The 24,283-nt window shown below is 73.8% G+C and carries 16 protein-coding genes and 1 riboswitch; of the genes, 10 read left to right on the top strand and 6 right to left on the bottom strand.

Features of this window, described 5'->3' with window-relative positions:
- Positions 1-7: 7 nt before the first annotated feature.
- A riboswitch (cyclic di-AMP (ydaO/yuaA leader) is annotated at positions 8-177 on the bottom strand.
- Between the two features lie 282 nt (positions 178-459).
- A complete protein-coding gene (gene pcrA, locus ACGF4C_RS13045; protein ID WP_393565797.1) occupies positions 460-2,937 on the top strand; it encodes a DNA helicase PcrA in 2,478 nt (825 codons plus the stop codon).
- A 75-nt stretch (positions 2,938-3,012) separates the two neighbouring features.
- Here pcrA and ACGF4C_RS13040 read toward each other — a convergent pair whose 3' ends face one another.
- Together ACGF4C_RS13040 and ACGF4C_RS13035 are read right to left on the bottom strand one after the other, a co-directional pair.
- A complete protein-coding gene (locus ACGF4C_RS13040; protein WP_393565795.1) occupies positions 3,013-4,791 on the bottom strand; it encodes a peptidoglycan DD-metalloendopeptidase family protein in 1,779 nt (592 codons plus the stop codon).
- 191 nt (positions 4,792-4,982) lie between these two features.
- Positions 4,983-5,783, bottom strand: coding sequence for an esterase/lipase family protein (locus tag ACGF4C_RS13035; protein ID WP_393565793.1), 801 nt, complete (start codon positions 5,781-5,783; stop codon positions 4,983-4,985).
- A gap of 369 nt (positions 5,784-6,152) precedes the next feature.
- On the opposite strand from ACGF4C_RS13035, the gene ACGF4C_RS13030 reads away from it, so the two are divergent.
- Positions 6,153-6,608 carry a cobalamin B12-binding domain-containing protein gene (locus ACGF4C_RS13030; protein WP_393565791.1) on the top strand — a complete coding sequence of 152 codons (456 nt, stop codon included), beginning with the start codon at positions 6,153-6,155 and terminating at the stop codon, positions 6,606-6,608.
- Between the two features lie 23 nt (positions 6,609-6,631).
- On the opposite strand, the gene ACGF4C_RS13025 is transcribed toward ACGF4C_RS13030, so the two are convergent.
- Entirely contained in the window at positions 6,632-8,431 is a 1,800-nt protein-coding gene (locus tag ACGF4C_RS13025) for a DUF5691 domain-containing protein (RefSeq protein ID WP_393565789.1), read from the bottom strand.
- A 72-nt stretch (positions 8,432-8,503) separates the two neighbouring features.
- Positions 8,504-9,889: an SWIM zinc finger family protein gene (locus ACGF4C_RS13020; protein WP_393565787.1), complete on the bottom strand. Its 1,386-nt coding sequence runs from the start codon at positions 9,887-9,889 to the stop codon at positions 8,504-8,506.
- Between the two features lie 171 nt (positions 9,890-10,060).
- Here ACGF4C_RS13020 and ACGF4C_RS13015 point away from each other — a divergent pair, with 171 nt between their 5' ends.
- From ACGF4C_RS13015 to sucD, 7 genes are all read left to right on the top strand, one after another.
- A complete protein-coding gene (locus ACGF4C_RS13015; protein ID WP_351539653.1) occupies positions 10,061-11,203 on the top strand; it encodes an AAA family ATPase in 1,143 nt (380 codons plus the stop codon).
- Complete coding sequence (locus ACGF4C_RS13010; RefSeq protein ID WP_393565785.1) at positions 11,200-13,911, top strand: DUF5682 family protein; 2,712 nt, start codon at positions 11,200-11,202, stop codon at positions 13,909-13,911. The genes ACGF4C_RS13015 and ACGF4C_RS13010 overlap by 4 nt, the downstream gene beginning before the upstream one ends.
- Positions 13,912-14,078: 167 nt before the next feature.
- On the top strand, positions 14,079-15,212 hold the full coding sequence (locus tag ACGF4C_RS13005) for a VWA domain-containing protein (RefSeq protein ID WP_393565886.1): 1,134 nt from the start codon (positions 14,079-14,081) through the stop codon (positions 15,210-15,212).
- Positions 15,213-15,382: 170 nt separating this feature from the next.
- Entirely contained in the window at positions 15,383-16,555 is a 1,173-nt protein-coding gene (locus ACGF4C_RS13000) for a hypothetical protein (protein WP_393565783.1), read from the top strand.
- 93 nt (positions 16,556-16,648) lie between these two features.
- Positions 16,649-17,569 (top strand): hypothetical protein, encoded by a 921-nt coding sequence (locus ACGF4C_RS12995; RefSeq protein ID WP_393565781.1) that lies wholly within the window; start codon positions 16,649-16,651, stop codon positions 17,567-17,569.
- A gap of 922 nt (positions 17,570-18,491) precedes the next feature.
- Positions 18,492-19,667 carry an ADP-forming succinate--CoA ligase subunit beta gene (gene sucC / locus ACGF4C_RS12990; protein WP_393565779.1) on the top strand — a complete coding sequence of 392 codons (1,176 nt, stop codon included), beginning with the start codon at positions 18,492-18,494 and terminating at the stop codon, positions 19,665-19,667.
- A gap of 23 nt (positions 19,668-19,690) precedes the next feature.
- The gene (gene sucD / locus ACGF4C_RS12985) at positions 19,691-20,575 is read left to right on the top strand and encodes a succinate--CoA ligase subunit alpha (protein ID WP_030413993.1); all 885 of its coding nucleotides are present in this window, start codon (positions 19,691-19,693) and stop codon (positions 20,573-20,575) included.
- 145 nt (positions 20,576-20,720) lie between these two features.
- On the opposite strand, the gene ACGF4C_RS12980 is transcribed toward sucD, so the two are convergent.
- A complete protein-coding gene (locus ACGF4C_RS12980; RefSeq protein WP_393565777.1) occupies positions 20,721-21,572 on the bottom strand; it encodes an RNA polymerase sigma factor in 852 nt (283 codons plus the stop codon).
- Between the two features lie 108 nt (positions 21,573-21,680).
- Between ACGF4C_RS12980 and ACGF4C_RS12975 the strand changes: the two genes are divergently transcribed.
- Complete coding sequence (locus ACGF4C_RS12975; protein ID WP_393565775.1) at positions 21,681-23,219, top strand: DUF6350 family protein; 1,539 nt, start codon at positions 21,681-21,683, stop codon at positions 23,217-23,219.
- Positions 23,220-23,248: 29 nt separating this feature from the next.
- Here ACGF4C_RS12975 and ACGF4C_RS12970 read toward each other — a convergent pair whose 3' ends face one another.
- Complete coding sequence (locus ACGF4C_RS12970) at positions 23,249-24,157, bottom strand: hypothetical protein (protein ID WP_393565774.1); 909 nt, start codon at positions 24,155-24,157, stop codon at positions 23,249-23,251.
- Positions 24,158-24,283 lie beyond the last annotated feature (126 nt).

Here is a 24,283-nt window from a genome sequence, read left to right as displayed (position 1 = left end):
GGCCGGCAACTCCTTCCGTGGACCGCCTACCGGGTTAGCTGTCGGGTTCGGGCGGTGTCGCTGACGGAAGGCCGTGCCCTACGGTCCGTACGTCCGCTGGCGTCGGTCGGACGGATCGATTCACCCCGGTGTTGCTGGTGGGTCCCCGGCTCCGGGTGACCCGGGCGTGACCGGAGGGACACGTCGCGGGCAGGGCCGGACTCGGCGTCGGCGGCCCGTGCGAACGCTGTCGTCCGCGGGGAGGCGGGCTGCCTGAGCGAGGACGTTAGCCAACTCGTGTGGCTCCTGTGAAGGCTGATGTTCGATATGCCCGAAACCTTTTCGTGACCTGAGAGATGTCGTTCCGTTTTCGGGCGGTGTGTGCGGCCGCCGTCCGCAACGCCCGTTCTCCGGCCGTCCCGGCCACTTGTCCACAGTCCCCGGCACGCTGTCGGTGCGGCGGCCTAGACTCGGTGGGCGATGAGCAGCCTCTTTGACGACAGCTTCCTGGCGGACCTCGGCCACAAGGACGAGGAGCCCCCGCCGCCCCCCGAGGACGAGCACGGGCCGGTCCCCGAGGAGATCCCCGCCGACCTGTTCGGCGGGCGGTTCGACGCGCCCGTGCCCAGGGACGCGTACTACCGCGACGGCGCCGCCCGCCCGGCCCTCGACCCCGCCGCGCTGCTCGAGGGGCTCAACGACCAGCAGAAGGCCGCCGTGGTGCACACCGGCAGCCCGCTGCTGATCGTCGCCGGCGCCGGCTCCGGCAAGACCCGGGTGCTCACCCACCGCATCGCCCACCTCCTCGCCGAGCGCCACGTCCACCCCGGCCAGATCCTCGCGATCACCTTCACGAACAAGGCCGCCGGTGAGATGAAGGAGCGCGTCGAGCAGCTGGTCGGCCCGCGCGCCAACGCCATGTGGGTCTCCACCTTCCACAGCGCCTGCGTGCGGATCCTGCGCCGCGAGTCCAAGAAGCTGGGCTTCACGTCCTCCTTCTCGATCTACGACGCCGCCGACTCCAAGCGCCTGATGTCCCTGGTCTGCCGCGATCTGGACCTCGACCCCAAGCGCTTCCCGCCCAAGTCCTTCAGCGCGAAGATCTCCAACCTCAAGAACGAGCTCATCGACGAGGAGACCTTCGCCGGCACCGCTGCGGATGGCTTCGAGAAGACACTCGCCGAGGCGTACGCGATGTACCAGGCGCGGCTGCGCGAGGCCAACGCCCTGGACTTCGACGACATCATCATGACGACGGTCAACCTCCTCCAGGCCTTCCCGGACGTCGCCGAGCACTACCGCCGCCGCTTCCGGCACGTCCTCGTCGACGAGTACCAGGACACCAACCACGCCCAGTACACCCTCGTCCGCGAGCTCGTGGGCACCGGCACCGCCGACATCCCCGCCGCCGAGCTGTGCGTCGTCGGTGACGCCGACCAGTCGATCTACGCCTTCCGCGGCGCCACGATCCGCAACATCCTCCAGTTCGAGGAGGACTACCCGGACGCGACCACGATCCTGCTGGAGCAGAACTACCGCTCCTCGCAGACGATCCTGTCCGCCGCCAACGCCGTCATCGAGCGCAACGAGAACCGCCGCCCCAAGAACCTCTGGACCGACGCCGGTGCCGGCGCCAAGATCAACGGCTATGTCGCCGACACCGAGCACGACGAGGCGCAGTTCGTCGCCGACGAGATCGACCGGCTGACCGACGCCGGCGACGCCAAGGCCGGCGACGTTGCCGTCTTCTACCGCACCAACGCCCAGTCCCGCGTCTTCGAGGAGATCCTCATCCGGGTCGGGCTGCCCTACAAGGTCGTCGGCGGAGTGCGCTTCTACGAGCGCAAGGAGGTCCGCGATGTCCTCGCGTACCTGCGCGTGCTCGCCAACCCCGAGGACAGCGTCCCGCTGCGCCGCATCCTGAACGTCCCCAAGCGCGGCATCGGCGAGCGCGCCGAGGCGATGATCGACGCCCTGTCGCTCCGCGAGAAGATCACCTTCCCACAGGCCCTGCGCCGGGTCGACGAGGCGTACGGCATGGCGGCCCGCTCCGCCAACGCCGTCAAGCGCTTCAACGTCCTGATGGAGGAGCTGCGGACGATCGTGGAGTCCGGCGCCGGGCCCGCCACGATCCTGGAGGCCGTCCTGGAGCGCACGGGCTACCTCGCCGAGCTCCAGGCGTCCACCGACCCGCAGGACGAGACCCGGATCGAGAACCTCCAGGAACTCGCCGCGGTCGCCCTGGAATTCGAGCAGGACCGCGGCGAGGAGAATCCGGGCACACTCTCCGACTTCCTCGAACAGGTCGCGCTGGTCGCCGACTCCGACCAGATCCCCGACGAGGACGAGGAAGGCAGCGGCGTGGTCACCCTCATGACGCTGCACACCGCCAAGGGCCTGGAATTCCCGGTGGTCTTCCTGACCGGCATGGAGGACGGCGTCTTCCCGCACATGCGCGCGCTGGGCCAGACCAAGGAGCTGGAGGAGGAGCGCCGGCTGGCGTACGTCGGCATCACCCGCGCCCGCGAGCGGCTGTACGTCACCCGCTCGACGATGCGCAGCGCCTGGGGACAGCCCTCGTACAACCCGCCGTCGCGGTTCCTGGAGGAGATCCCGGACGACTACGTCGAGTGGAAGCGGACCGGCCCGGCGACACCGTCCGCGTCGATGGGCGGGCTGTCGTCCCGGGGCGGCGGCGGTGGCGGCTTCGGCGGGGGCATCGGCTCCTCGCTGTCCTCGTCCCGCACCAAGGGGCCGAGCGGCTTCGCCACCCGCCGGACCAATGACCGCCAGGTGGCCTCGCTGGCTGTCGGCGACCGCGTCACCCACGACAGCTTCGGGCTGGGTACGGTCGTCGCCGTCAAGGGCAGCGGGGACAACGCCGAGGCGACGATCGACTTCGGCGGCGAGAAGCCCAAGCGGCTGCTGCTGCGGTACGCGCCGGTGGAGAAGCTCTGACGCAGGCCCGGCAGCTCTGACGTAATCCTGCAGCGCCGGCCGGTGGCCTGCGCTGCAGGAACGGTACGCCGGGCGTCAGTTGGGGTTGAGGCCGTGGCTGCGCAGCCACGGGATCGGGTCGACCGCCGCGCCGCCCCCGGGACGCACCTCGAAGTGCAGATGCGGGCCGGTGGAGTTGCCGGAGTTGCCCGAATAGGCAATCTGCTCACCGGCCTTGACCGAACCCGACCGGATCTTGGTGCTGCTCAGATGGCAGTACCAGGTCTCCGTGCCGTCCGGCGCGGTCACGATCGCCATGTTGCCGTAGGCGGAGTTCCACTGGGTCCGGACGGTGCCGTCGGTGGCGGACATGACCGGGGTGCCGTAGCTGACCGGGAAGTCGATTCCGGTGTGCACGGACATCCAGTTCACACCGGCCTGGCCGAAGAGCGCGCTGAGCCCGTGCTGGGTCACCGGCAGTACGTACTTCGGCCGCAGCGCCTCCTTGCGGGCGGCCTCCTCAGCCTTCCGCTTGCGCTCCTGCGCCTGACGTTCCTTGAGGTCGAGCCGTTCCTGGGTACGGCTGGCCCGGTCGCGGAAGTCGTCGGCGCCGGCGCTGAGTCCGGCGAGCTGGGTGTCGAGCTTCTTGTTGGCCGCGGCCCGCTGGACGCCGCCCGGGTCGGGGGCGGTGGCCTGGGTGGTGGTGTCGTCCTTGTCGTTGCCGCCGAGACCGGCGACGGAAGCGGCGGCCACCCCGCAGACGCCCATGGCGGCGACCGACGGCACGGCGACGGTCAGCAGCGCCGAACGCTTCGCCGGGCGGCGCCGGCCGCGGCCGCGGACCGGCTTCCCGGCGGCGGGCCCGGTGACCCGCCGGCCGGCCGGGGCGGGGGCCGGAGAGGTCACCGGCATCGCCTGGGTCGGGGCCTCGGCCACGGCGGCGGCCCCTTGGCCCGGGGCCTCGTCGGTGGCGTCGGTGTGGTCGTGGTCGTCGTGTTCGTCCCAGGCGGCGGAGTCGGCCGGGGGCGGGCCGGGCTGGGCGGGGATGCCGGCCATCAGCGGCTGGTCGGTGGTGGACCAGATCGCGGTGGCTTCGTAGCTCGCGGTGTCGGGCTGGTCCGTGTGCAGGGCGCCGACGCCGACGGTGTCGAAGGTGGCGGTCTCGAAGTTCGCCATCTCGAAGGCGGCCGTGTCGAAGGCCGCCCTGTCGAAGGCCGCGGTCTCCTCGACCGCGGTGGCCTGCTGCCCGAGGGCGTCATAGCCGCCCGTCGTCCCGTACGTCCCGGCGGGCTCCTGCGTGCCCAGCGTCTCGTAGGCCCCGGTCGTCCCGTACGCCTCGTACGCGCCGACGGCGTAACTGCCGGTGTCGTAGCCGGTGGTGGGGTGGTTCCCGGTGTCGTACCCGCCGACGCCGTAGACCGTGGTGCCGTGGGTGTCGTAGCCGCTCGGGTCCTGCGCCGGGGTCTCGTAGGCGGTGTGCGCGTACGGGTCGTAGGCGCCGGTGTCCCACTGGGCCGTGGGGTAGCCGCCGGTGTCGTACGTGCCGGTGGCGTAGCCGTCGCCCGCCGTCGGGTACGTCCCCGTGCCGTAGTCGCCGGCGCCGTAGCTGCCCGTGCCGTAGGTGTTCATGTCGTAGGCGCCGGTGTCGTACGTCCCGCCGGGATAGCCGCCGGTGTCGTAACCGCCCGTGGCGTGGGCACCGGTGTCGTACGCGCCGGGGAGCGAGCCGAAGAGGGGGTCGCCGTCGCCGTATTCGGCACCACCGGCCGGGGAATGCTGCTGCCCGTAGGACTCGTAGGCCGGATAGTGCGCATACGAGGCGTCGGAAGCGGAGCCGGTCGGAAGCGCGGCCTCCGATGGGTGACGGTCGTTCACCAACTTCTCTTTCGCCTCGGCAGCAGGAGAATTAGCGGCGACTGTACCCGGCGGTACACGACGGCGACAATCTTCCACGGGTTTTACGCTGCGCGAGACCGGGCATTTGGCCGCCTTTCGGCAGAGGCCATGCGAGTTCTTGGCGCCCCGTTCGATGGCTGTTCGATATCCCGTCACGGAGCGGAGCGGTCTCAGGCCACGGATATGGCTCCGCCCGCGCCTTCTTCGGCTGCCGGGTCCGCCGCGGCCAGTGCCTCCCGTATGCCGGCCGCGACGGTGCCGTTCACCGGGAGGGCGAGATGTCCGACACCGGCGACATGGACGTTGTGGGCGAGCAAATCCGGGTGATCGATTCTGGCCGCGGTGGCTGGAATCATCACCTGATCCGCCTCGCTCCAGAAAGCGACAAATTGCGTCCGGCAATTCGGCGCCGGCAGCGACAACTCCGCTATCACCTCGGAATCGGGGCGCATCTGGCGGACGATGGGGTGCGCCGACATCAAGGGGGCTATACGGGTCCCCGCGTGCGGGGTGCCGAGGGTGACGACCCTGCGGACCCGGGCGTCGCCGCCGAGCCGCTGGACGTAGTAGCGGGCGATCAGGCCGCCCAGGCTGTGCCCGACCAGGTCCACCCGGCGGTGACCGGTCCGCGCGCAGATGTCCGCCACATGCCGGCCCAGCAACTCCGCCGCCTTCCGCAGGTCGCAGGTCAGCGGGGAGTAGTTGAGCGCCTCGACGTGGCACCAGCCGTGGCGCAACAGCGAACGGCGCAGCAGCACGAAGACCGAGCGGTTGTCGATGAAGCCGTGCAGCAGCAGGACGGGCGGATGCGCCCGGCCTTCGGTCGGGAGGAGCGGAGGGGCGTCTTCCGTCGCGTGGGACGGCCGTGGCACGGAACGCTCCTGGGACATGCCGGTGGGATAGAGGAGCAGATGCCCGGCGAGGACCGCCAGGTCCACGAGCGTGGTGCGAAGACAGGGCAGGGTCTGCATGACCGACCTCCCGAACGGCATGCGGCAGGCGGCGCTGACCCCCGATGCCCTCGTGGGAAGCCATGAGCGGCGGCGCACGGGCGCACTCGTCCCGATGCGCGTGACGATCCATGGTGCGGCGGCCCGGCTGCGGCTCCCCGGACGCCCGGCCCGCGCGCACTCCGCCCGGCCCTGGCGGCACGACGCACGGAACGCGGCGCGTAGCGAACGTGTCCCAGGTGTGATTTCCCCCTCGCCGGATGTCACGAAACGGCTGGATACTGGATGCTGGCGATAACGTTCGTTCACGTCGTGGCCGCCGGATCGCGGTCGCGCGCCCGATTGTCGGCTTTGCGGCACCACCGTGCCGTGCAGGGCTTGGAGGCAGTGATGAGTGTGGCTCGGCAGGACGGAGCGCAGGCGGGGACTGGCGCGGCGGGCCGGTCGGGGCCGATCCGTGTCGTGGTGGCCAAGCCGGGGCTGGACGGGCACGACCGGGGCGCCAAGGTCATCGCCCGGGCGCTGCGCGACGCCGGTATGGAGGTCATCTACACCGGGCTGCACCAGACCCCGGAGCAGATCGTCGACACCGCGATCCAGGAGGACGCCGACGCGATCGGGCTGTCCATCCTCTCCGGCGCGCACAACACCCTCTTCGCGAAGGTCATCGCCCTGCTGGCGGAGCGCGACGCGGCGGACATCAAGGTCTTCGGCGGCGGCATCATCCCCGAGGCCGACATTCCCCCGCTGAAGGCCCAGGGCGTCGCCGAGATCTTCACGCCCGGCGCGACCACCGCCTCGATCGTGGAGTGGGTCAACGCGAACGTCCGCCCGCTGGCGGTCTGAGGCCCCCGGGGCGACGAGAGTGATCATGGCGCGGACCCGTCGTCCGGGGCAGCCGTAGCGGCATCGGCAGCTGTCTCAACCTCGGCGGCAGCAGCGGCATCGGCGGTGGTCGGGCCGATGCCGCCGGCGGCCTCGGCGTCCGGCGGCGGGAGGAGCTCGGCGCGCATCGTGGCGCGCAGCCGGAGCGTGCCGACCAGCCGCTGGAACGCCTCGGACCAGTAGCCGCCGGAGCCGGGCGAGGCGCCCTCGGGCTCGTCGGTGACCGCGGTGAGCATCGCGAGCCGGTCCGCCGCCGCCGGGTCCAGGCAGCGCTCGGCCAGGCCCATCACCCCGCTGAAGCTCCACGGATAGCTGCCGGCGTCCCGGGCGATGTCCAGCGCGTCGACGACGGACCGGCCCAGCGGCTCCGCCCAGGGGACCGCACACACCCCGAGCATCCGGAACGCGTCCGACAGGCCGTGCGCGGCGATGAACTCCGCCACCCAGCCGGCCCGTTCCCCGTCCGGCAGTACGGTCAGCAGCTTCGTCAGGTCCCGTGCGGAGCCGGCCGGGGCGACCTGGCCGGTCCGGGACGGCGCGCCGGGCACGCCCAGCAGGGCCCGCGCCCAGGCGGCGTCCCGCTGGCGCACGGCGGCCCGGCACCAGGCGTCGTGCAGCTCGGTCCGCCAGTCGTCGGCCACCGGGAGCGCGACGATCTCCGCCGGACCGCGGCCGCCGAACCGCTCCGCCCAGCCGCCGAGCGGGGTCGCCTCCACCAACTGGCCCAGCCACCAGGACCGTTCGCCCCGACCCGAGGGCGGCTTGGGCACCACTCCGTCCCGCTGCATCCCCGCATCGCACTCCTGGGGCGGCTCGACCCGGATCACCGCCTCCTGGCCCGCCGCGGGATCCAGGGTCACGCAGACGTGTGCCCGCTGCGCCATCCTGGCCGCGAGGGCCGAACCGGGCAGCGCGGAGAGCAGCTCGGCAGCGGTGGCCCGGACCGTGCGGCTGCGGTCGGACAGCGCCTGCTCCAGGAAGGGTTCGTCACCCGCCGTGAGCCCCTCGCGCAGCGAGTCGAGGAACATCAGCCGGTCCTCGGCCCGCTCCGTGGACCAGGTCGTCCGCAGCAGCTCCCGGCCCGCCTCGGGGTCGCGGCGGCGGACCGCCGTCAGCAGGGCCACCCGCTCCGCGAACAGCCCCTCCTCCCACCGCTGCGCGATCTCCTCGGGCGCCTCCCCGTCGGGCAGGACGGCCGCGCCGCCGGTCCCCCGGAGCGCGAACTTCCAGGCGTCGTTGAGCCGCGCCAGCCACAGCGCACGCGGCCCGGCCAGCGCCAGCGCGGCCGGCCGCAGGTCCGTACGGGCCCGGGCGGCGTCGAGCAGCGCGGGCAGCAGGGCCTCCGGGGCGCGGTAGCCGTACTCGTCGGCGGCGGCCAGCCACTGGGGCAGCAGTTCGGTCAGGTCGGGAGCCGCGCCGCGGCGGCTGCCGCTCCCCGTACCGCCGCGGTCGGCGAGCAGCAGGGCGAGCCTGCGGCGCGCCGCGGCCGGCAGCGGCGGCCGCGGGTCGTCCGGTGCCGGGGCCGGCCGCTCACCGGCCGGGGCGGGGCGCAGCGCGGCGCGCCGCCGCACCGTGCTCACCGCGGCCGCGTCCAGCAGGGCCGCCGCGGCACTCTGCCCGGGCCGTACGGCCATCGGGGGCAGCCGCCGATCGGTGCCCAGCAGCGCCGCGCTCACCAGATCGGGCCAGGGGGCCGGCGTGGTCGCCGGAGGCATCGAGGCCGTCGGGGCGGTCTGATGGGTCGGGTCGGTCGGGTGGGTCTCAGGGCTGGTGGTGGTCGTCATGCCCGTCCTCCAGGCATCGGTGATGGATGGCGTCTTCGGAAGCGCGCGCTCCGGCGCGGCCGGGAATCGGGGTCACAGGGACACCGGGGACGGGTCCCAGGCGGTCAGCGGGAGGAAGCCGCGGTGGCCGCACTCGCCGAAGACCGTGACCGGCGCGCCGCCCGATATGGCGGCCAGCTGCCAGACGCCCGTACCGCCCAGGCAGCGCGGGTCCAGCGGCAGCGCCGACTCGCCGTCCGCGTCGGCCAGTTGCCAGCGCCGGCCGTCGCGGCCCGGTATCGGGGTGACATCGGCGAGCACCACCGGCCAGGAGTCCAGCCAGGGGTCGTCGCGCAGCGCATCGCCGTACGCGGCCAGGGCGGCGTCGATACCGCAGCCCGGCGGCACCGGGCCCGGGACCGCCGGGGCGTACCGCTCGCCCAGGGTGGCGCGCAGCGGGCGGGCGCCGGGGTAGTAGGCGAGGTCCGCGTCGATGACCAGACCGGGCGGCAGGGCCGGCTCCAGCGGGCGGTTGGCGCCGGCGAACGACAGGTGCAGCGCCATCCGGCCGGTGCGCTCGCCGCGCAGGAAGATCCGGCGGGTGGTCAGCCTGCCGTCGTCGCTGTCCTGCTGGGCCAGCACCAGCCAGCGGTCCCGGACCGGCGCCGCATCCGGGCCGGTCAGCAGGTCCGCCGCGTCCGTGGTCAGCCCGACGCGCGCGCGGACTGTGGCCGCCAGCGGGGCCGGCAGCCGGTCGATGCCGAGGAAGCCCTGATCGAGGAGGTGCAGCAGCGCGCACTCCTCCAGCAGCCGGGCCGGCCAGTCCGCACCGGACGCCACCAGCGAGCCCAACTCCCGCACCCGGGAGGCGAGACCGGGCGCCTGGGCATCGACCATCCGCGCGGTCGTCTCCTCCCACGAGCCTCCTCCGCCGCCGTCGCCCGGGGCGCCGCCACCGTCCCGGCCGGCCGCGGCCAGACCGGACTGCAGCAGATCCGTCAGCCGCTGCTCCAGCTCCGTGGCGCCCGCGCCGATCCGCTGCATCCGGCGCTCCGCCCGGCGCCGGGCCGCATCCGGATCGGCGGGCCCGCGCGAGGCGGCGGCGCCGGACGGACCGGCCGCCGGCCGCTCCGCGCGCTCCCGGCGCGCGGCCAGCCACTCACCGGCCCACTGCGGCGGCTCGCCGGCCGCCACCGCACCCTCGTCCCCCGCCCAGAGCAACAACAGTCCCAGCGCGTGCTTGCACGGGAACTTGCGGCTCGGACAACTGCACTTGAAGGCCGGCCCCTTGACGTCCACGACCGCTTGGTACGGCTTCTTCCCACTGCCCTTGCACAGCCCCCACACCGCGCTGCCGTCCGCGCCGGTCTCCGACCACGGGCCGGGCGCCGCGAGCCTGCCGCCCGCCTTGCGTGATGCCTCGTCAGGCGCCAGTGCCAGCACCTGATCCGTCGTCCAGCGTTCCCCCTGCGGATTCATGTCTCCGACGCTACGACGACCCACTGACAATGCCCCTCACGCATGGCGAACTCGCAGGTCAGAGACGGTTTTCGGGGCGTTGTCAGTGGTGTGGTGCAGGCTGGGAACAGCAAGCGGCCGGAGGGATTTTTCCCGGGCGTCGGCCGCGGATTCTTGCGACGAGGGGGACCCATGTCCGAGCTCATCAACGACACGACGGACGACACGCACACGACGGCGGAGGGGGCCGGGGGCGGCCAAGCGCTGCGCCCGCACGCCGAGGACAGTTTCGCCGGCGAACTCAAGGCCCTCGCCGCGGCCGACGACCGGCCGCGGCCGGCGCGCTGGCGGCTCTCGCCGTGGGCGGTCGCCACGTACCTGCTCGGCGGCACGCTCGCCGACGGCACGGTCATCACACCCAAATACGTCGGCCCGCGCCGGATCATCGAGGTCGCCGTGACGACCCTCGCGACCGACCGTGCGCTGCTCCTGCTCGGTGTGCCCGGCACCGCCAAGACCTGGGTCTCGGAGCATCTGGCGGCGGCGGTCAGCGGCGATTCCACCCTGCTCGTCCAGGGCACCGCCGGCACCCCGGAAGAGGCGATCCGCTACGGCTGGAACTACGCCCGGCTGCTCGCCCACGGCCCCAGCCGCGAGGCCCTGGTGCCCAGCCCGGTGATGCGCGCGATGGCGCAGGGCATGACAGCACGGGTGGAGGAGCTCACCCGGATCCCCGCCGACGTCCAGGACACGCTCATCACGGTCCTCTCGGAAAAGACCCTGCCCATTCCCGAGCTGGGCCAGGAGGTACAGGCCGTCCGCGGCTTCAACCTGATCGCCACGGCCAACGACCGCGACCGCGGGGTCAACGAACTCTCCAGCGCGCTGCGCCGCCGCTTCAACACCGTCGTTCTGCCGCTGCCCGCGACACCCGACGACGAGGTGGACATCGTCTCGCGGCGGGTCGGCCAGATAGGGCGTTCGCTGGAGCTGCCGCCCGCACCCGAGGGCCTGGAGGAGATCCGCCGGGTCGTCACGGTCTTCCGCGAGCTGCGCGACGGCCTCACCACCGACGGCCGGACCAAGCTCAAGTCCCCGTCCGGCACGCTCTCCACGGCCGAGGCCATCTCGGTGGTGACGAACGGCCTGGCGCTCGCCACCCACTTCGGCGACGGCGTGCTGCGCGCCGGCGACGTGGCCGCGGGCATCCTGGGCGCGGTGGTCCGCGATCCGGCCGCCGACCGGGTCGTCTGGCAGGAGTACCTCGAAACGGTCGTGCGCGAGCGCGACGGCTGGAAGGACTTCTACCGCGCCTGCCGGGAGGTGAGCGCATGAGCACGCACGGCACGAAAGCCCCGCCGGACGGCAGCGGCCCGTTCCTGCTGGGGGTGCGGCACCACGGCCCCGGATCGGCGCGCGCGGTGCGGGCCGCCCTGGAGCAGTGCGCGCCCGCCGCGGTCCTGATCGAGGGCCCGCCGGAGGCCGACGACCTGGTACCGCTGGCCGCACAGGACGGTATGCGGCCGCCGGTGGCCCTGCTCGCCCATGTACAGGACGATCCCGGCCGCGCCGCGTTCTGGCCGCTGGCCGAGTTCTCCCCGGAGTGGGTGGCGCTGCGCTGGGCGCTGGAACACGACGTTCCGGTCCGGTTCATCGACCTGCCCGCGGCCCACACCCTCGCCATGGCGGACGAGACGGAAGAGACAGAGGAGGCGGGCAAGGCGGACGGGGCGGATGAGACAGAGGAAGCGGGCAAGGCGGACGGGACGGAGGAGACAGAGGAAGCGGGAGAGGCGGGCGAGGCGGGCGAGACGGCTCGTGGAGGCGAACGGGACGTAGAGCGCGGCCTGTTGGGGGAGCAGGGCCGTGACCAGGACCAGGACCAGGTGCGGGTCGATCCGATCCGGACGCTCGCCGAGGCCGCCGGGTACGACGACCCCGAGCGCTGGTGGGAGGACGTGGTCGAGCACCGCGCCGGGACGGGTGCCGTCCACCCCGGACGCCCCGAGGCGGACGCGCTGGCCCCGTTCGCGGCGCTGGCCGAGGCGATGGGCGCGCTGCGCGAGACGTACGGCGACGGTGGCCATGACCGTGACCCGGTGCGCGAAGCCCATATGCGACTCCAACTCCACGCCGCACGACGGGAGTTCGGCGACGCGGTCGCCGTGGTGTGCGGGGCCTGGCACGTCCCCGCGCTGCGCCGCCGCAGCACGGTGACCGCCGACCGCCGGCTGCTCAAGGGCCTGCCCAAGGTGAAGACCGCGGTGACCTGGGTCCCCTGGACGCACCGGCGGCTCTCCCGGCGCAGCGGCTACGGCGCCGGCATCGCCTCGCCCGGCTGGTACGGCCACCTCTTCAGCGCCCCCGACCGCCCCGTCGAACGCTGGCTGACCAAGGTCGCCGGGCTGCTCCGCGAGGAGGACTACGCGGTCTCGTCCGCCCACGTCATCGAGGCGGTGCGGCTCGCGGAGGGACTGGCCACGGTGCGCGGCCGGCCGCTCGCCGGGCTGACCGAACTCGACGACGCGGTCCGGGCCGTGATGGGCGACGGCTCCGACGCGCCCTCCGCGCTGATCCACGACCGGCTGGTGGTCGGCGAGGTGCTGGGCGAGGTCCCGGAGGACGCCCCGGCGGTGCCCCTCCAGCGGGACCTGGCCCGCAGCCAGCGCACCCTGCGGCTGAAACCGGAGGCGCTGGAACGGGAGCTGGAGCTCGACCTGCGCAAGGAGACCGACGGCGGCCGCAGCCGGCTGCTGCACCGGCTGCGACTGCTCGGCATCCCCTGGGGCGAGCCGGTCCACTCCCGTGGCAGCACCGGCACGTTCCGGGAGACCTGGCGGCTGCGCTGGGAACCAGAGCTGGCCGTCCGGGTCGCCGAGGCCGGCATCTGGGGCACGACCGTGCGTGCCGCCGCCACCGCCAAGGCCGCCGCCGAGGCGTCCGGGGCGGCCGCGCTCGCCGAGGTGACCGCGCTCGCCGAGCGGTGCCTGCTCGCCGGGCTCCCGGACGCCCTACCGGTGGTGATGCGGGTGCTGTCGGACCGTGCGGCGCTCGACGCGGACGTCGGCCATCTCGCCCAGGCGCTGCCCGCGCTCGTCCGGTCGGTGCGGTACGGCGATGTGCGCGGCACGGACGCCGGGGCGCTCCGCGAGGTCGCCGTCGGCCTGGCCGAGCGGGTCTTCGTCGGCCTGCCGCCGGCCTGCCTCGGCCTGGACACCGACGCCGCCGCGGAAATGCACACCCACCTCGACGCCACACACCGCGCGGTCACCCTGCTCGCCCAGCCGCACTCCGCGTCCGGGCCGAGCTCTGCGTCTGAGCTGCACGCCGCGTCCGGGCCGGGCTCCGCGTCTGGGGCGAGCTCCGGGCTGCACGCCACGTCTGAGCCTGAGTCGCGGATGCGGTCGGAATCCGCGAGCGGGGAGGGTGGCGGCCTGCGGGAGCGCTGGGCCGGGGTGTTGCGGGCGGTCAGTGGGCGGGAGGCGGTTCCCGGGCTGATCCGTGGGAGGGCGGTCCGACTTCTGCTGGACGGCGGTGAGTTGGGGGCGGACGGGGCCGAGCGGCTGATGGGGCTCGCACTGTCGCCCGGCACCCCGCCCACCGACGCCGCCGGCTGGATCGAAGGGTTCCTCGGGAGCGGGTCCGGCGGGGACGGCGGCATGCTGCTGGTCCACGACGAACGGCTGCTCGCCCTGGTCGACCGCTGGCTGACCGGCGTGCCGGACACCGCGTTCACGGACGTACTGCCGCTGCTGCGCCGCACGTTCGCGGAGTACGAGTCCGGGGTGCGGCGCACGCTCGGTGAACTGATCCGCCGCGGCCCCGCGGCCCCCTCGCCCGGCCCCACTGAACCCGTCACCGACGCCGCGCCCGTGCCCGGCTTCGGCCCCGGCCTGGACCGCGACCGTGCCGCCGCCGTCCTGCCCACCCTCCGCCTGCTGCTCGGCATCGAACAACACGGCTTCGACGGCTTCGACGAGAAGCGCCCCGGCGCGCACAACGCGCACAGCGCACACAACGACCTGACAGGAGCCATGAGTTGACCACCCGACTTCCCGGCCCCCAGGCCGGAACCACAGCAGCCCCCACCCCGGCAACCGCCCCATCAGCCACCGCGACCTCACCCTTCGCTCCCGCCCCTGCTCGCGCCCCCGCCCCTGCTCCCGCTCCCGCCCCCACCTCCGAAGCCGAACGTCTCCGTCGTTGGCGGCTGGTGCTCGGGGGTGGCGGCGCGGACGGTACGGGGCATGAGCTACGTGGGCGGGATGCCGCGATGGACGGGGCGCTGGCCTCGCTCTACGGCCGTGAGAAGGCTCCCGGCGGCCGTGCCCCGGACGGCGGCCGGCGCACCGCCGGGCTCGGCGCCTCGGCGCCCGGGGTGGCCCGCTGGCTCGGCGACATCCGGACGTACTTCCCGTCCTCCGTGGTGCAGGTGATGCAGCGGGACGCCATCGACCGGCTCGGGCTCTCCGCGCTCCTCCTGGAGCCGGAGATGCTGGAGGCGGTCGAGGCGGACGTCCATCTGGTGGGCACCCTGCTCTCGCTCAACAAGGTCATGCCGGAGACGACCAGGGAGACCGCACGGGCCGTCGTCCGCAAGGTCGTTGAGCAACTGGAGAAGAAGCTCGCGACCCGCACCCGCGCCACGCTCACCGGCGCGCTGGACCGCTCCGCCCGGATCGCCCGCCCGCGCCACCGCGACATCGACTGGGACCGCACGATCCGCGCCAACCTCAAGAACTACCTCCCCGAGTACCGCACGGTCGTCCCCGAGCGGCTGATCGGTTACGGCCGGGCCGCGCAGTCCGTGAAGAAGGACGTGGTGCTCTGCATCGACCAGTCCGGTTCGATGGCCGCCTCGGTCGTCTACGCCTCGGTGTTCGGGGCGGTACTGGCGTCGATGCGGGCGCTGGACACCCGGCTGGTCGTCTTCGACACCGCCGTGGTCGACCTGACGGACCAGCTGGACGACCCGGTCGACGTCCTCTTCGGCACCCAGCTCGGCGGCGGTACGGACATCAACCGCGCGCTCGCCTACTGCCAGTCCCGCATCACCCGCCCCGCCGAAACCGTCGTCGTGCTCATCAGCGACCTCTACGAGGGCGGCATCCGGGACGAGATGCTGAAGCGGGTCGCCGCGATGAAGGCGTCCGGAGTGCAGTTCGTGACGCTGCTCGCGCTGTCCGACGAGGGCGCGCCGGCCTACGACCGGGAGCACGCCGCGGCCCTCGCGGCCCTGGGCGCGCCGGCGTTCGCCTGTACGCCTGATCGGTTTCCGGACGTGATGGCGGCTGCGTTGGAGAAACGCCCGCTTCCCATACCGGACATGACGGAGCAACGGTGACAGGCGCGCCGGAAGGAGTTGCAGGGCACCTGGCGATTCGTGCAAGGATCAGGACATCGCTCGATCGCCCGCGATGTGGGTGACCCCGAGGCTTATGCCCGGGTGTCTCCTCCCCCCAGCTACCGCTGGGCGGTATCTCCGGCCCGGCATCCGTATGGAAAGGCCCCTCCTTGTCTGCTGCGTTCGCTCTGCCCGGACCTGTGCGCCTGCCGCGCACGGTGGCCGTGCGGCGCGCGCTGCTGGCGGGGCTCTTCCTGGTGGGCTTCGCCGTGCTCGGCTTCGCCTTCGGACCCGGCGCCCATGCCGACGACCGTGCGAGCTCGCCGGCGCCGTCTGGAACCGCGTCCCCGCCGCAGACGCACACGCACCCGCAGATGCCCACGCATACGCAGACGCAGACGTGCACGCACACGCAGGTGCCGAGCGCCCGCGAGCGGACCTCCGCGGACCGGACCGCTACGGCCCGGACCGCCAAGGGCCGGACCACCAAGGGCCGGACCACCAAGGGCCGGAGCGTGGGCACCAATGACCGGGCCGCCGCAGACCGGACCAGCACGGACCGGTCGACCGCGGGCCGGGCGACCCCGTACCGGGCCGCCACCCGGTACGGGTCCGCCGAATGCGCGGGCCACGAGTCCCGGGCGCACCGCCCGGCCGGCTCCGGTACGTCCGACACGCCCGGTGCGTCAGGTACGGCCGTCGAGCAGGAGGGCGCCGCAGCCGGCGCCCGGATCACCGAGCACGCGGGCAGCGCCGGCAGCGAACTTGCCGACGGCGTAAGGCCCGTCGCCGACCAGGCCGACCAGGCCGACCAGGCCGGGCCGGTCGCCGGCACGGTCACCCGCCCGGTGACCGGTGCGGTGGGCGAGATCGGCGACGCGTTCGGCGGTGCGCTGCCCGTGCAGCTGCCGTCCGTCGAGAGCCCGGGCCGGCCCGGCCACGGCGGCGGCTCGCCGCACGGCAGTGGCGTGACCGACGGTGGCGTGACCGGCGGCGACCGGCCGTCCGGTGCGCGGACCGCGGCTCCGGCCGGCGGCTGCGCCGTCGTCCCGCCGGTGCACTGCGTCCAGGGGAAGGCTCAGCAGGCCGCCCCGGACCTGCCGTCCGCCGCCGCCGGTCAGCGCGACGCGGACCGCCCCGGCCTGCCGGAGCAGCGGCTCCCGCAGGGTCCGATGCCGCCCGCCCCGCACTCCGCCGGCGACCAGCAGGGTCCCCGCGGGGACCAGCACGCCGCCGCACCGGCGGACGCACCGCGCTTCCGGCTGCTGCCCGGTGGCGTCCGTACGGCCGACGGTGCCCCGACGCGCCGCCGTGCCGAAGAAATCCTCGAATTCCCGGGCTAGGGCAGACCGCTCCGCGTCTCCACTGGACCTGCCGCGCGGGGGCGGGACAGGTCTGCCCTTCACACCCTCTTGAATTCAAAGGACTTCACCTCCATGCGTACGAACATCCGTCGTGCGGTCGTCGTCGCCGCTGCCGCCACGGGCCTGTGGGCCCTGGGGTCGGTCGCCGCCAACGCGGCCGAACTGCCCGTCGGCACTCCGGAGCTGCCCACCACCGGAGCGGCGACCGGTGCCACTCAGCAGCTGCCCACCGGCGACGTGACCGGTACGGCGACCCAGGCCGCGCGCACCGCCACCGGCACCGCGACCGGCACCACCACCGGCACCGCGCAGAAGACCGTGGGCGACGTGGTGGGCAAGGCCACCGGTGCCCTCGGCGGCGGGGTGCCCACCCAGGGCCTGCCCACGCCCGGCACCGGACTGCTGACCAAGGCCGCCGACGTGCAGCCCACCAAGCAGATCAATCAGATCAATCAGATCAAGCCGGCCACGAAGGCGAAGCAGGCGAAGAAGGCCCTGAAGGCCGCCAAGAAGACCGCCGGCGCGGCGGACCTCGGCGCGGCCGGCCGCCTCACGGCCGGCATGCTGCCCGCCGCCCCGGCACTGCCCGACGCGGTCGGCCGGACCGTTCCGTTCGCGACCGTGGCCGGGGGCCGGGCGCAGCTGTTCGCGCAGGGTGTCGGCGCGGACGCGGTGCCGTTCGCGCAGGGCAGGGCCACCGGCGCGGTGGCCTTCGCGCAGGGCTCCGCCACCGACGCGGTCCCCTTCGCACAGGGCAAGGCCGCCGAGGCCGTGACGTTCGCGCAGGGCACGGTTGCGGCGGCCACCCCGTTCGCCGAGGGCCTGGTCACCGTCGTCGTGACCGACGGCAAGGCCACCGCCACCCAGACCGTCGCCGGTGTGCGGGGCGCGGCCCCGGCGCAGGCCGTCCCGGCCGTGCCCGGTGACCTGACCCGCGCCGCCGGCATCCCGGCCCTGCCGGTCCTGCCGGCTCTCCCGGTCCAGGGCGTCTGAGGCCGTTAGGCCGGTTTCACCGGTTCCGGCCGCGGCGGCGGCCGGTGCCGGGACGCCCCGAAAGCAGCTGGGCGGTCCTCTGTGGGGGAGGGCCGTCTGGCCTCGGTGGGTGACCTGACCGGCGCCACCGGCATCCCGGCCCTGCCGGTCCTGCCGGTTCTCCCGGTCAAGGGTGTCTGAGGCCGTTAGGCCGGTTTCACCGGTTCCGGTCGCGGCGGCGACCGGAACCGGGGCGCCCTGAAAACAGCTCAGGTTCCGGCCGCGGCGGCGGCCGGTGCCGGGGCACCCCGGAACAGCTCAGTCCCCGGCCGCGGCGGCGGCCGGGAGCCGGGGCGCCCTGAAAGCAGCTGGGCGCCGGGGCCCCGAAAGCATCTGGGCACCGGATCACCCCCAAAGCAGCCGGGCGGTCCTCCGTGGGGGAGGGCCGCCCGGCTTCGGCGTGTTCGGGGTCGGGAAGCTTCGGCATAAACGCCGGTACGGGCGGGTGAGCGCGCCGTGAAATTGAGGAAAACGAGAAAAAGGGGAGGAGAGCGGCGAGTGCGACGAAGCCTCGGCCGCTCGGTCACCGGGTGCGCCTTCCTCCCGTTGGAGTCGCCAACTCACCGATCCGAAAGGGGAGTTGAGAGGCTGCCGATGCCCGGTCCCAGGGCAGCCCCGTTCCATGATCCGCGTGCCGGAAAGCGGGCGGGGACCGAGCGTGGCCAAAGGATCTGTGACCGTAATCACCGCTGGAGTGTGATCTGCGATTTAGGACCTCAAGTGCTGCGGCGATAACCTGCGAGACGGACATGCCGCGTATCCGGACACCGTGTATACGCCTCCCCTGTGACAGCGCCGTCACGTTGCCCTTCGCGGCACGCCCATCGCAGACAACGAACCGCGATCACTACGGCGATTCTGAGAAGACAAGGGACGGACGCGCGTGGACCTGTTCGAGTACCAGGCGAGGGACCTCTTCGCCAAGCACGGTGTACCGGTGCTGGCCGGTGAAGTCATCGACACGCCTGAGGCGGCCCGCGAGGCGACCGAGCGGCTGGGCGGCAAGTCCGTCGTCAAGGCGCAGGTGAAGGTCGGCGGCCGCGGCAAGGCCGGTGGCGTCAAGCTGGCCGCGACCCCGGACGAGGCCGTCGCCCGCGCGACGGACATCCTCGGCATGGACATCAAGGGCCACACGGTCCACAAGGTGATGATCGCCGAGACCGCGCCGGAGATCGCCGAGGAGTACTACGTCTCGTACCTCCTCGACCGCACCAACCGCACCTTCCTGGCCATGGCCTCGGTGGCCGGCGGCATGGACATCGAGGAGGTCGCCGCGACGACCCCCGAGAAGCTCGCCAAGGTCCCGGTCGACGCCAACGAGGGCGTCTCCATCGAGAAGGCCCGCGAGATCGTCGCCCAGGCGCAGTTCCCGGCCGAGGTCGCCGAGAAGGTGGCCGAGGTCCTCGTCACCCTGTGGAAGACCTTCATCGCCGAGGACGCGCTCCTCGTCGAGGTCAACCCGCTCGCCAAGGTCGCCAGCGGTGACGTCATCGCCCTCGACGGCAAGGTGTCCCTGGACGCCAACGCCGAGTTCCGCCAGCCGGAGCACGAGGCCCTGGAGGACAAGGACGCAGCCAACCCGCTCGAGGCTGCCGCCAAGGCCAAGGGTCTGAACTACGTCAAGCTCGACGGCCAGGTCGGCATCATCGGCAACGGCGCGGGTCTCGTCATGAGCACCCTGGACGTCGTCGCCTACGCCGGCGAGAACCACAACAACGTCAAGCCGGCCAACTTCCTCGACATCGGCGGCGGTGCCTCCGCCGAGGTCATGGCGAACGGCCTGGAGATCATCCTCGGCGACCCGGACGTGAAGTCCGTGTTCGTCAACGTCTTCGGTGGCATCACCGCCTGTGACGAGGTCGCCAAGGGCATCGTGCAGGCCCTGGAGCTGCTCAAGTCCAAGGGCGAAGAGGTCACCAAGCCCCTGGTCGTGCGCCTCGACGGCAACAACGCGGAGCTGGGCCGCCAGATCCTGTCGGAGGCCAACCACCCGCTGGTGCAGCGCGTGGACACCATGGACGGCGCGGCCGACAAGGCCGCCGAGCTGGCCGCTAAGTAAGAGGGACGAGGACACTAACAACCATGGCTATCTTCCTCACCAAGGAAAGCAAGGTCATCGTCCAGGGCATGACCGGTGCCACTGGCATGAAGCACACCAAGCTGATGCTGGGTGACGGCACCAACATCGTCGGCGGTGTCAACCCGCGCAAGGCCGGCACCTCCGTCGACTTCGACGGCACCGAGGTCCCGGTCTTCGGTTCCGTCAAGGAAGCGATGGAGAAGACGGGCGCCGACGTCTCCGTGCTCTTCGTCCCGCCGGCCTTCGCCAAGGCCGCCGTCGTCGAGGCGATCGACGCCGAGATCCCGCTGGCCGTCGTGATCACCGAGGGCATCGCGGTCCACGACTCCGCCGCCTTCTGGGCGTACGCGAAGGCCAAGGGCAACAAGACCCGCATCATCGGCCCGAACTGCCCCGGCCTGATCACCCCCGGCCAGTCCAACGCCGGCATCATCCCGGGCGACATCACCAAGCCCGGCCGCATCGGTCTGGTGTCGAAGTCCGGCACGCTGACCTACCAGATGATGTACGAGCTGCGCGACATCGGCTTCTCGTCGGCCGTCGGCATCGGCGGTGACCCGGTCATCGGCACCACGCACATCGACGCGCTCGCCGCGTTCGAGGCCGACCCGGAGACCGACCTGATCGTGATGATCGGTGAGATCGGCGGCGACGCCGAGGAGCGTGCGGCCGACTTCATCAAGGCCAACGTCACCAAGCCGGTCGTCGGCTACGTCGCGGGCTTCACCGCGCCCGAGGGCAAGACCATGGGCCACGCCGGCGCCATCGTCTCCGGCTCCTCCGGCACCGCCCAGGCGAAGAAGGAGGCCCTGGAGGCCGCCGGCGTCAAGGTCGGCAAGACCCCGTCGGAGACCGCGCGGCTGGCCCGCGAGATCCTCGTCGGCTGACCTCGGCCGAGCCCGGCAGACGTTCCTGCCGGCCTCGCGGCGTCGGCACCGCCGGACCCGTCCTGCGGCGCAGTGCTCGCCGTGAAACCGGACGCGGGCCCGTACCCCTGGTGGGTGCGGGCCCGCGCCCGTTTGCGGGGGCCGGTCAGCGCACCTCGGGCAGGAGCCGGGCATGGTTCGGGTGGGTGCGGTGGACGGACCGGTTCGTGTCGGGCCCGGGATGCCGGGTGGTCGCTGCCTTCGCGACGGGCGGTACCGGCAGCCCGGCGTAGTGGTCCGGCGTGGCGACCGCGACGGACAGGGTGACCAGCGCGAACAGTCCGGTCAGCCCGAACGCGGCGCGGGTCGTCCGGCGGGCGCTGCGCTCGCCGCCGGCCCGTACCTGCGCACCGGTCGGCGGCGGCTCCCCGGTGGCGGGCCCGTCGTCCGCCGGGCCGGTGAGGACGGCGGCCAGCCGGTCCCGCAGGAGCGCGCCCTGCCGCGCCGGCGGCTGCCCGGCGAGGCCCAGCTCGGGCAGCCGGGCGGTGAGCAGGTCCCGGGCGTGGGTGAGCCTTCCGGCCGTGGCCCGGGTGCTGGCCTCCACCTCGGCGGCGGTCGCGTGGAGGCCGAGCCCGAGGCCGTCGTGCAGCAGCAGCACCCGCCGGTACGGGGCGGGCAGCGCGATGAGCGCCTCCCGTAGCGCACGGTCCGCGTCATCCGGGAGCGCCACACCGTCGGCCGGCCGTCCTCCCGGCAGCAGGCGGTGCCACGGCCGTAGCGCGTGGTCGTACACCGCGGCCCGCACCCAGCCCGCCGGGTCCGGGGCCACCGCGACCTCCGGCCACCGCTGCCAGGCCAGCTGGAAGCCGCGCCGCACGGCCCGCCGGGCGAGCCGCGGCTGCCCGGTGAGCAGATACGCCTGCCGGGTCAGCGCGGCGGCGTGCCGGGTGTGCAGCGCGTCGAAGGCGGTGGCGGCGGGGGACCGCCCGGCAGCGGGCGGGGAGGCGTGCGCGGTCATGCACAGCAGTGTGGAAAGCGGCAAAGGGGCATCAGTCGCGACACGGGCGACACGACGATCATTTCGCCGGTACGTGGTGGAAATTCGCTTTCTTGGCAGCATGGCGGCGTGAGCGAGTACCTCGGCAGCGGCCCCGCATGGTCCCCGTCCGGCCGGCCCGCGACCCGGCGCTCCTCCGCGCTCGGCGCCGCCTTCCTCGGCGGGGTGACCGCCGCCGGCCTCGGCCTCGGCGCGCTGACGGTCGCGGTGCTGCTGCTGTGGGTCGCCGCCCCCTACCCCGACACCAGCCTGTCCCGGGCGCTGCACCTCGCCGCGGACCTGTGGCTGCTGGCGCACGGCGGGGGCCTCCTACGGGACGTGCCGCACTCGGCCGTGCCGGCGCCGGTGGCGCTCACCCCGCTGCTGCTCGCCGTCCTGCCGGTGTGGCTGCTGCACCGGGCCGCCCGGCACACCCTGGCCACCGCGGACGACCCCGGTCCGGCGGCCGGTCCGGCCGCGCCGCGCACCCTGCTCGGCGCGCTGCTCACCGGATATCTGCTGGTCGCGGGCGCGGCGCTGGGCTACGGCTCGGTGGGCCGGCTGGCCGCGGACCCGCTCAGCGCGCTGCTGTACGTCCCGGGCACCGCGCTCGCCACGATGGCCGTCACCACCTGGCGGGTGCTGGGGCACGGCGGCGCCGCCCTGCTGCCCGAGGGCGTCCAGCGAATCTTTGCGAAGGTGCCGCGCCGGCTGCTGACCGCCCTCGGCGGCAACCGCCTCGCCACCGCCCGCCGGGCCGCCGGCGCGGGCCTCGTGGCGCTGCTGGTGGGCGGCGCGCTGCTCACTCTCGTCGGGCTCGCGGTGCACGGCGGCCGGGTGCGCCACGACCTCCTGGCGCTCGCACCGGACTGGGCGAGCCGCGCCACGGTGCTGCTGCTGTGCCTGCTGCTGCTCCCGAACGCGGCGGTCTGGGGCGCCGCCTACGGGCTGGGGCCCGGCTTCACGCTGGGTGCGGGCAGCGCGATCGGCCCGCTGGGCGCCTCGGCGCACCCCCCGGTGCCGCAGCTGCCGCTGCTCGGCGGGGTGCCGGAGGTGGGCCCGGGAACGCCGCTGACCTGGGCGGTGGCCGTGCTGCCGGTGGCCGCCGGGATCTGGCTCGCCCGCTCGGTGGCCCGTATGGCGACCGACTCCGGTTCCGCGGACGAGCCCTGGTCGAAGTCCTGGCCGGCGCCCTGGCCGTGGCGGCGGACGGCCGGTGTCGCGGCGTTCGCGGCCTTGCTGTGCGGCGTCGGCGCGGCGGTGCTGGCGGGCCTGGCCGGCGGGGCACTGGGGCACGGCGGGCTCGCCGCGTTCGGCCCGAGCGGCTGGCGCACCGGCCTCGCGGCGGCCGCCTGGACCGCCCTCACCGGCGTCCCCGGCGCCCTCGCCGTGCGCTCCTGGCAGCTCCGGCGCGCCCGGAAAGCGGCACCGGCGGAAGTCGGGAACGCGACGACCGACGAGACGGGCGGGGAGGCGACAACGGGCGGGGCGACGACAACGGGCGGCAAGACGACGGAGGACCCGAAGGCGCCGACAGCGGAAGAGGCGGCGGCCGAGGGCGAGCAAACGGCCGAGGGGGAGGCGACGGCCGACGGCAAGGCGGCGGCCGCCGCGGCTCCCGGGGGCTGAGCGACCGGGGCGGTCGCCGTGCCCGCTGGTTACTCCTGCACGCTGAGCAGCGGACGCAGTTCCTTCGGCAGGAGCTTCTCGCAGGACTTGCCGGACGACTGCGTCAGGGCGTCGTTCACGCAGGTGAAGTAGTCGCGGTAGACGATCTGGACGGTGAACGTCGCGGCCACCAGCATCAGCGCGAGCGAGGCGGTCACCAGGCCCCCGACGGCGGCGGTGACCTGCGGCCGGGTGGTGGCCGGGGCGCCGGGGCGCGGGCCCTGGGCGGGCGGCCGGTGGGGGGCGGGGCGGCCCTCCATGGCGGCGGTGGTCGCCGATGCGGTGGCCTTGGCCGGGTCCGGCTTGGCGCGCAGCGCGCTGATGCCCCAGTAGATCGCCAGCGCGCCGAGCAGCAGGGCGACCTCGGAGAGGCTGAAGAGCACGAAGAAGAACGCCCACATGCCGGCGAGCAGGGCGTAGCGGGCCCGGCGCTGGGCCGGGTCGGTGGGGTCCCAGCGGAGATTGCCGGGGCCGCCGGGGCCGCCGCCGGGCTGGCCGTTGCGGCTGCCCGGACGGCTGCCGAAGCCGCCGCTCTGCCGGCCCGGCTGCCGGGGGCTCCACTGGCTGCCCCAGCTGGGCGCCGGCTCGTCCGGTCCCGGCTGCGGCCGGTCGCCGCCGTCCTGCCCCTGGCCCTGGCCCTGCCCCTCTTCCTGGTCCTGGTCCTGGCCCTGGGCGTACGGGGCCGGGTGCCGGGGCCGCCATTCCTGGTCGGGGGTGCCGGCCGGCGGCGGCGCGAACGGGTTGTCGCGGTCGGGGCCCGGCGAGGACGGACCGGAGGACGACGTCATGCGGCCGCGCGGCAGCACCACCACCCCGGGGGCGGTGGCGGGCCGGGGGTGGCTCCCAGCGGTGGCCGGGGGAGGGAGCAGGAGGGCCGCGCGGCGGCGTCGGTCCGTCATCTGGAGTGTGTCTTCCCCTTGTCTCGTCCGTACGCGGGCCTTCGCGACCGGCGGCCGGATACCACGAACTGCGTGCAGTCTCACGCCCGACGCTACCTCCCGTCCTCGCCCCCGTCCCGCGGGGGC

The organism is Streptomyces sp. NPDC048197 (assembly GCF_043202395.1).
GTDB lineage: Bacteria > Actinomycetota > Actinomycetes > Streptomycetales > Streptomycetaceae > Streptomyces > Streptomyces siderophoricus.
The sequence above is the reverse complement of the archived record's forward strand: the minus strand, read 5'-3'. Positions and strand labels throughout refer to the sequence as shown.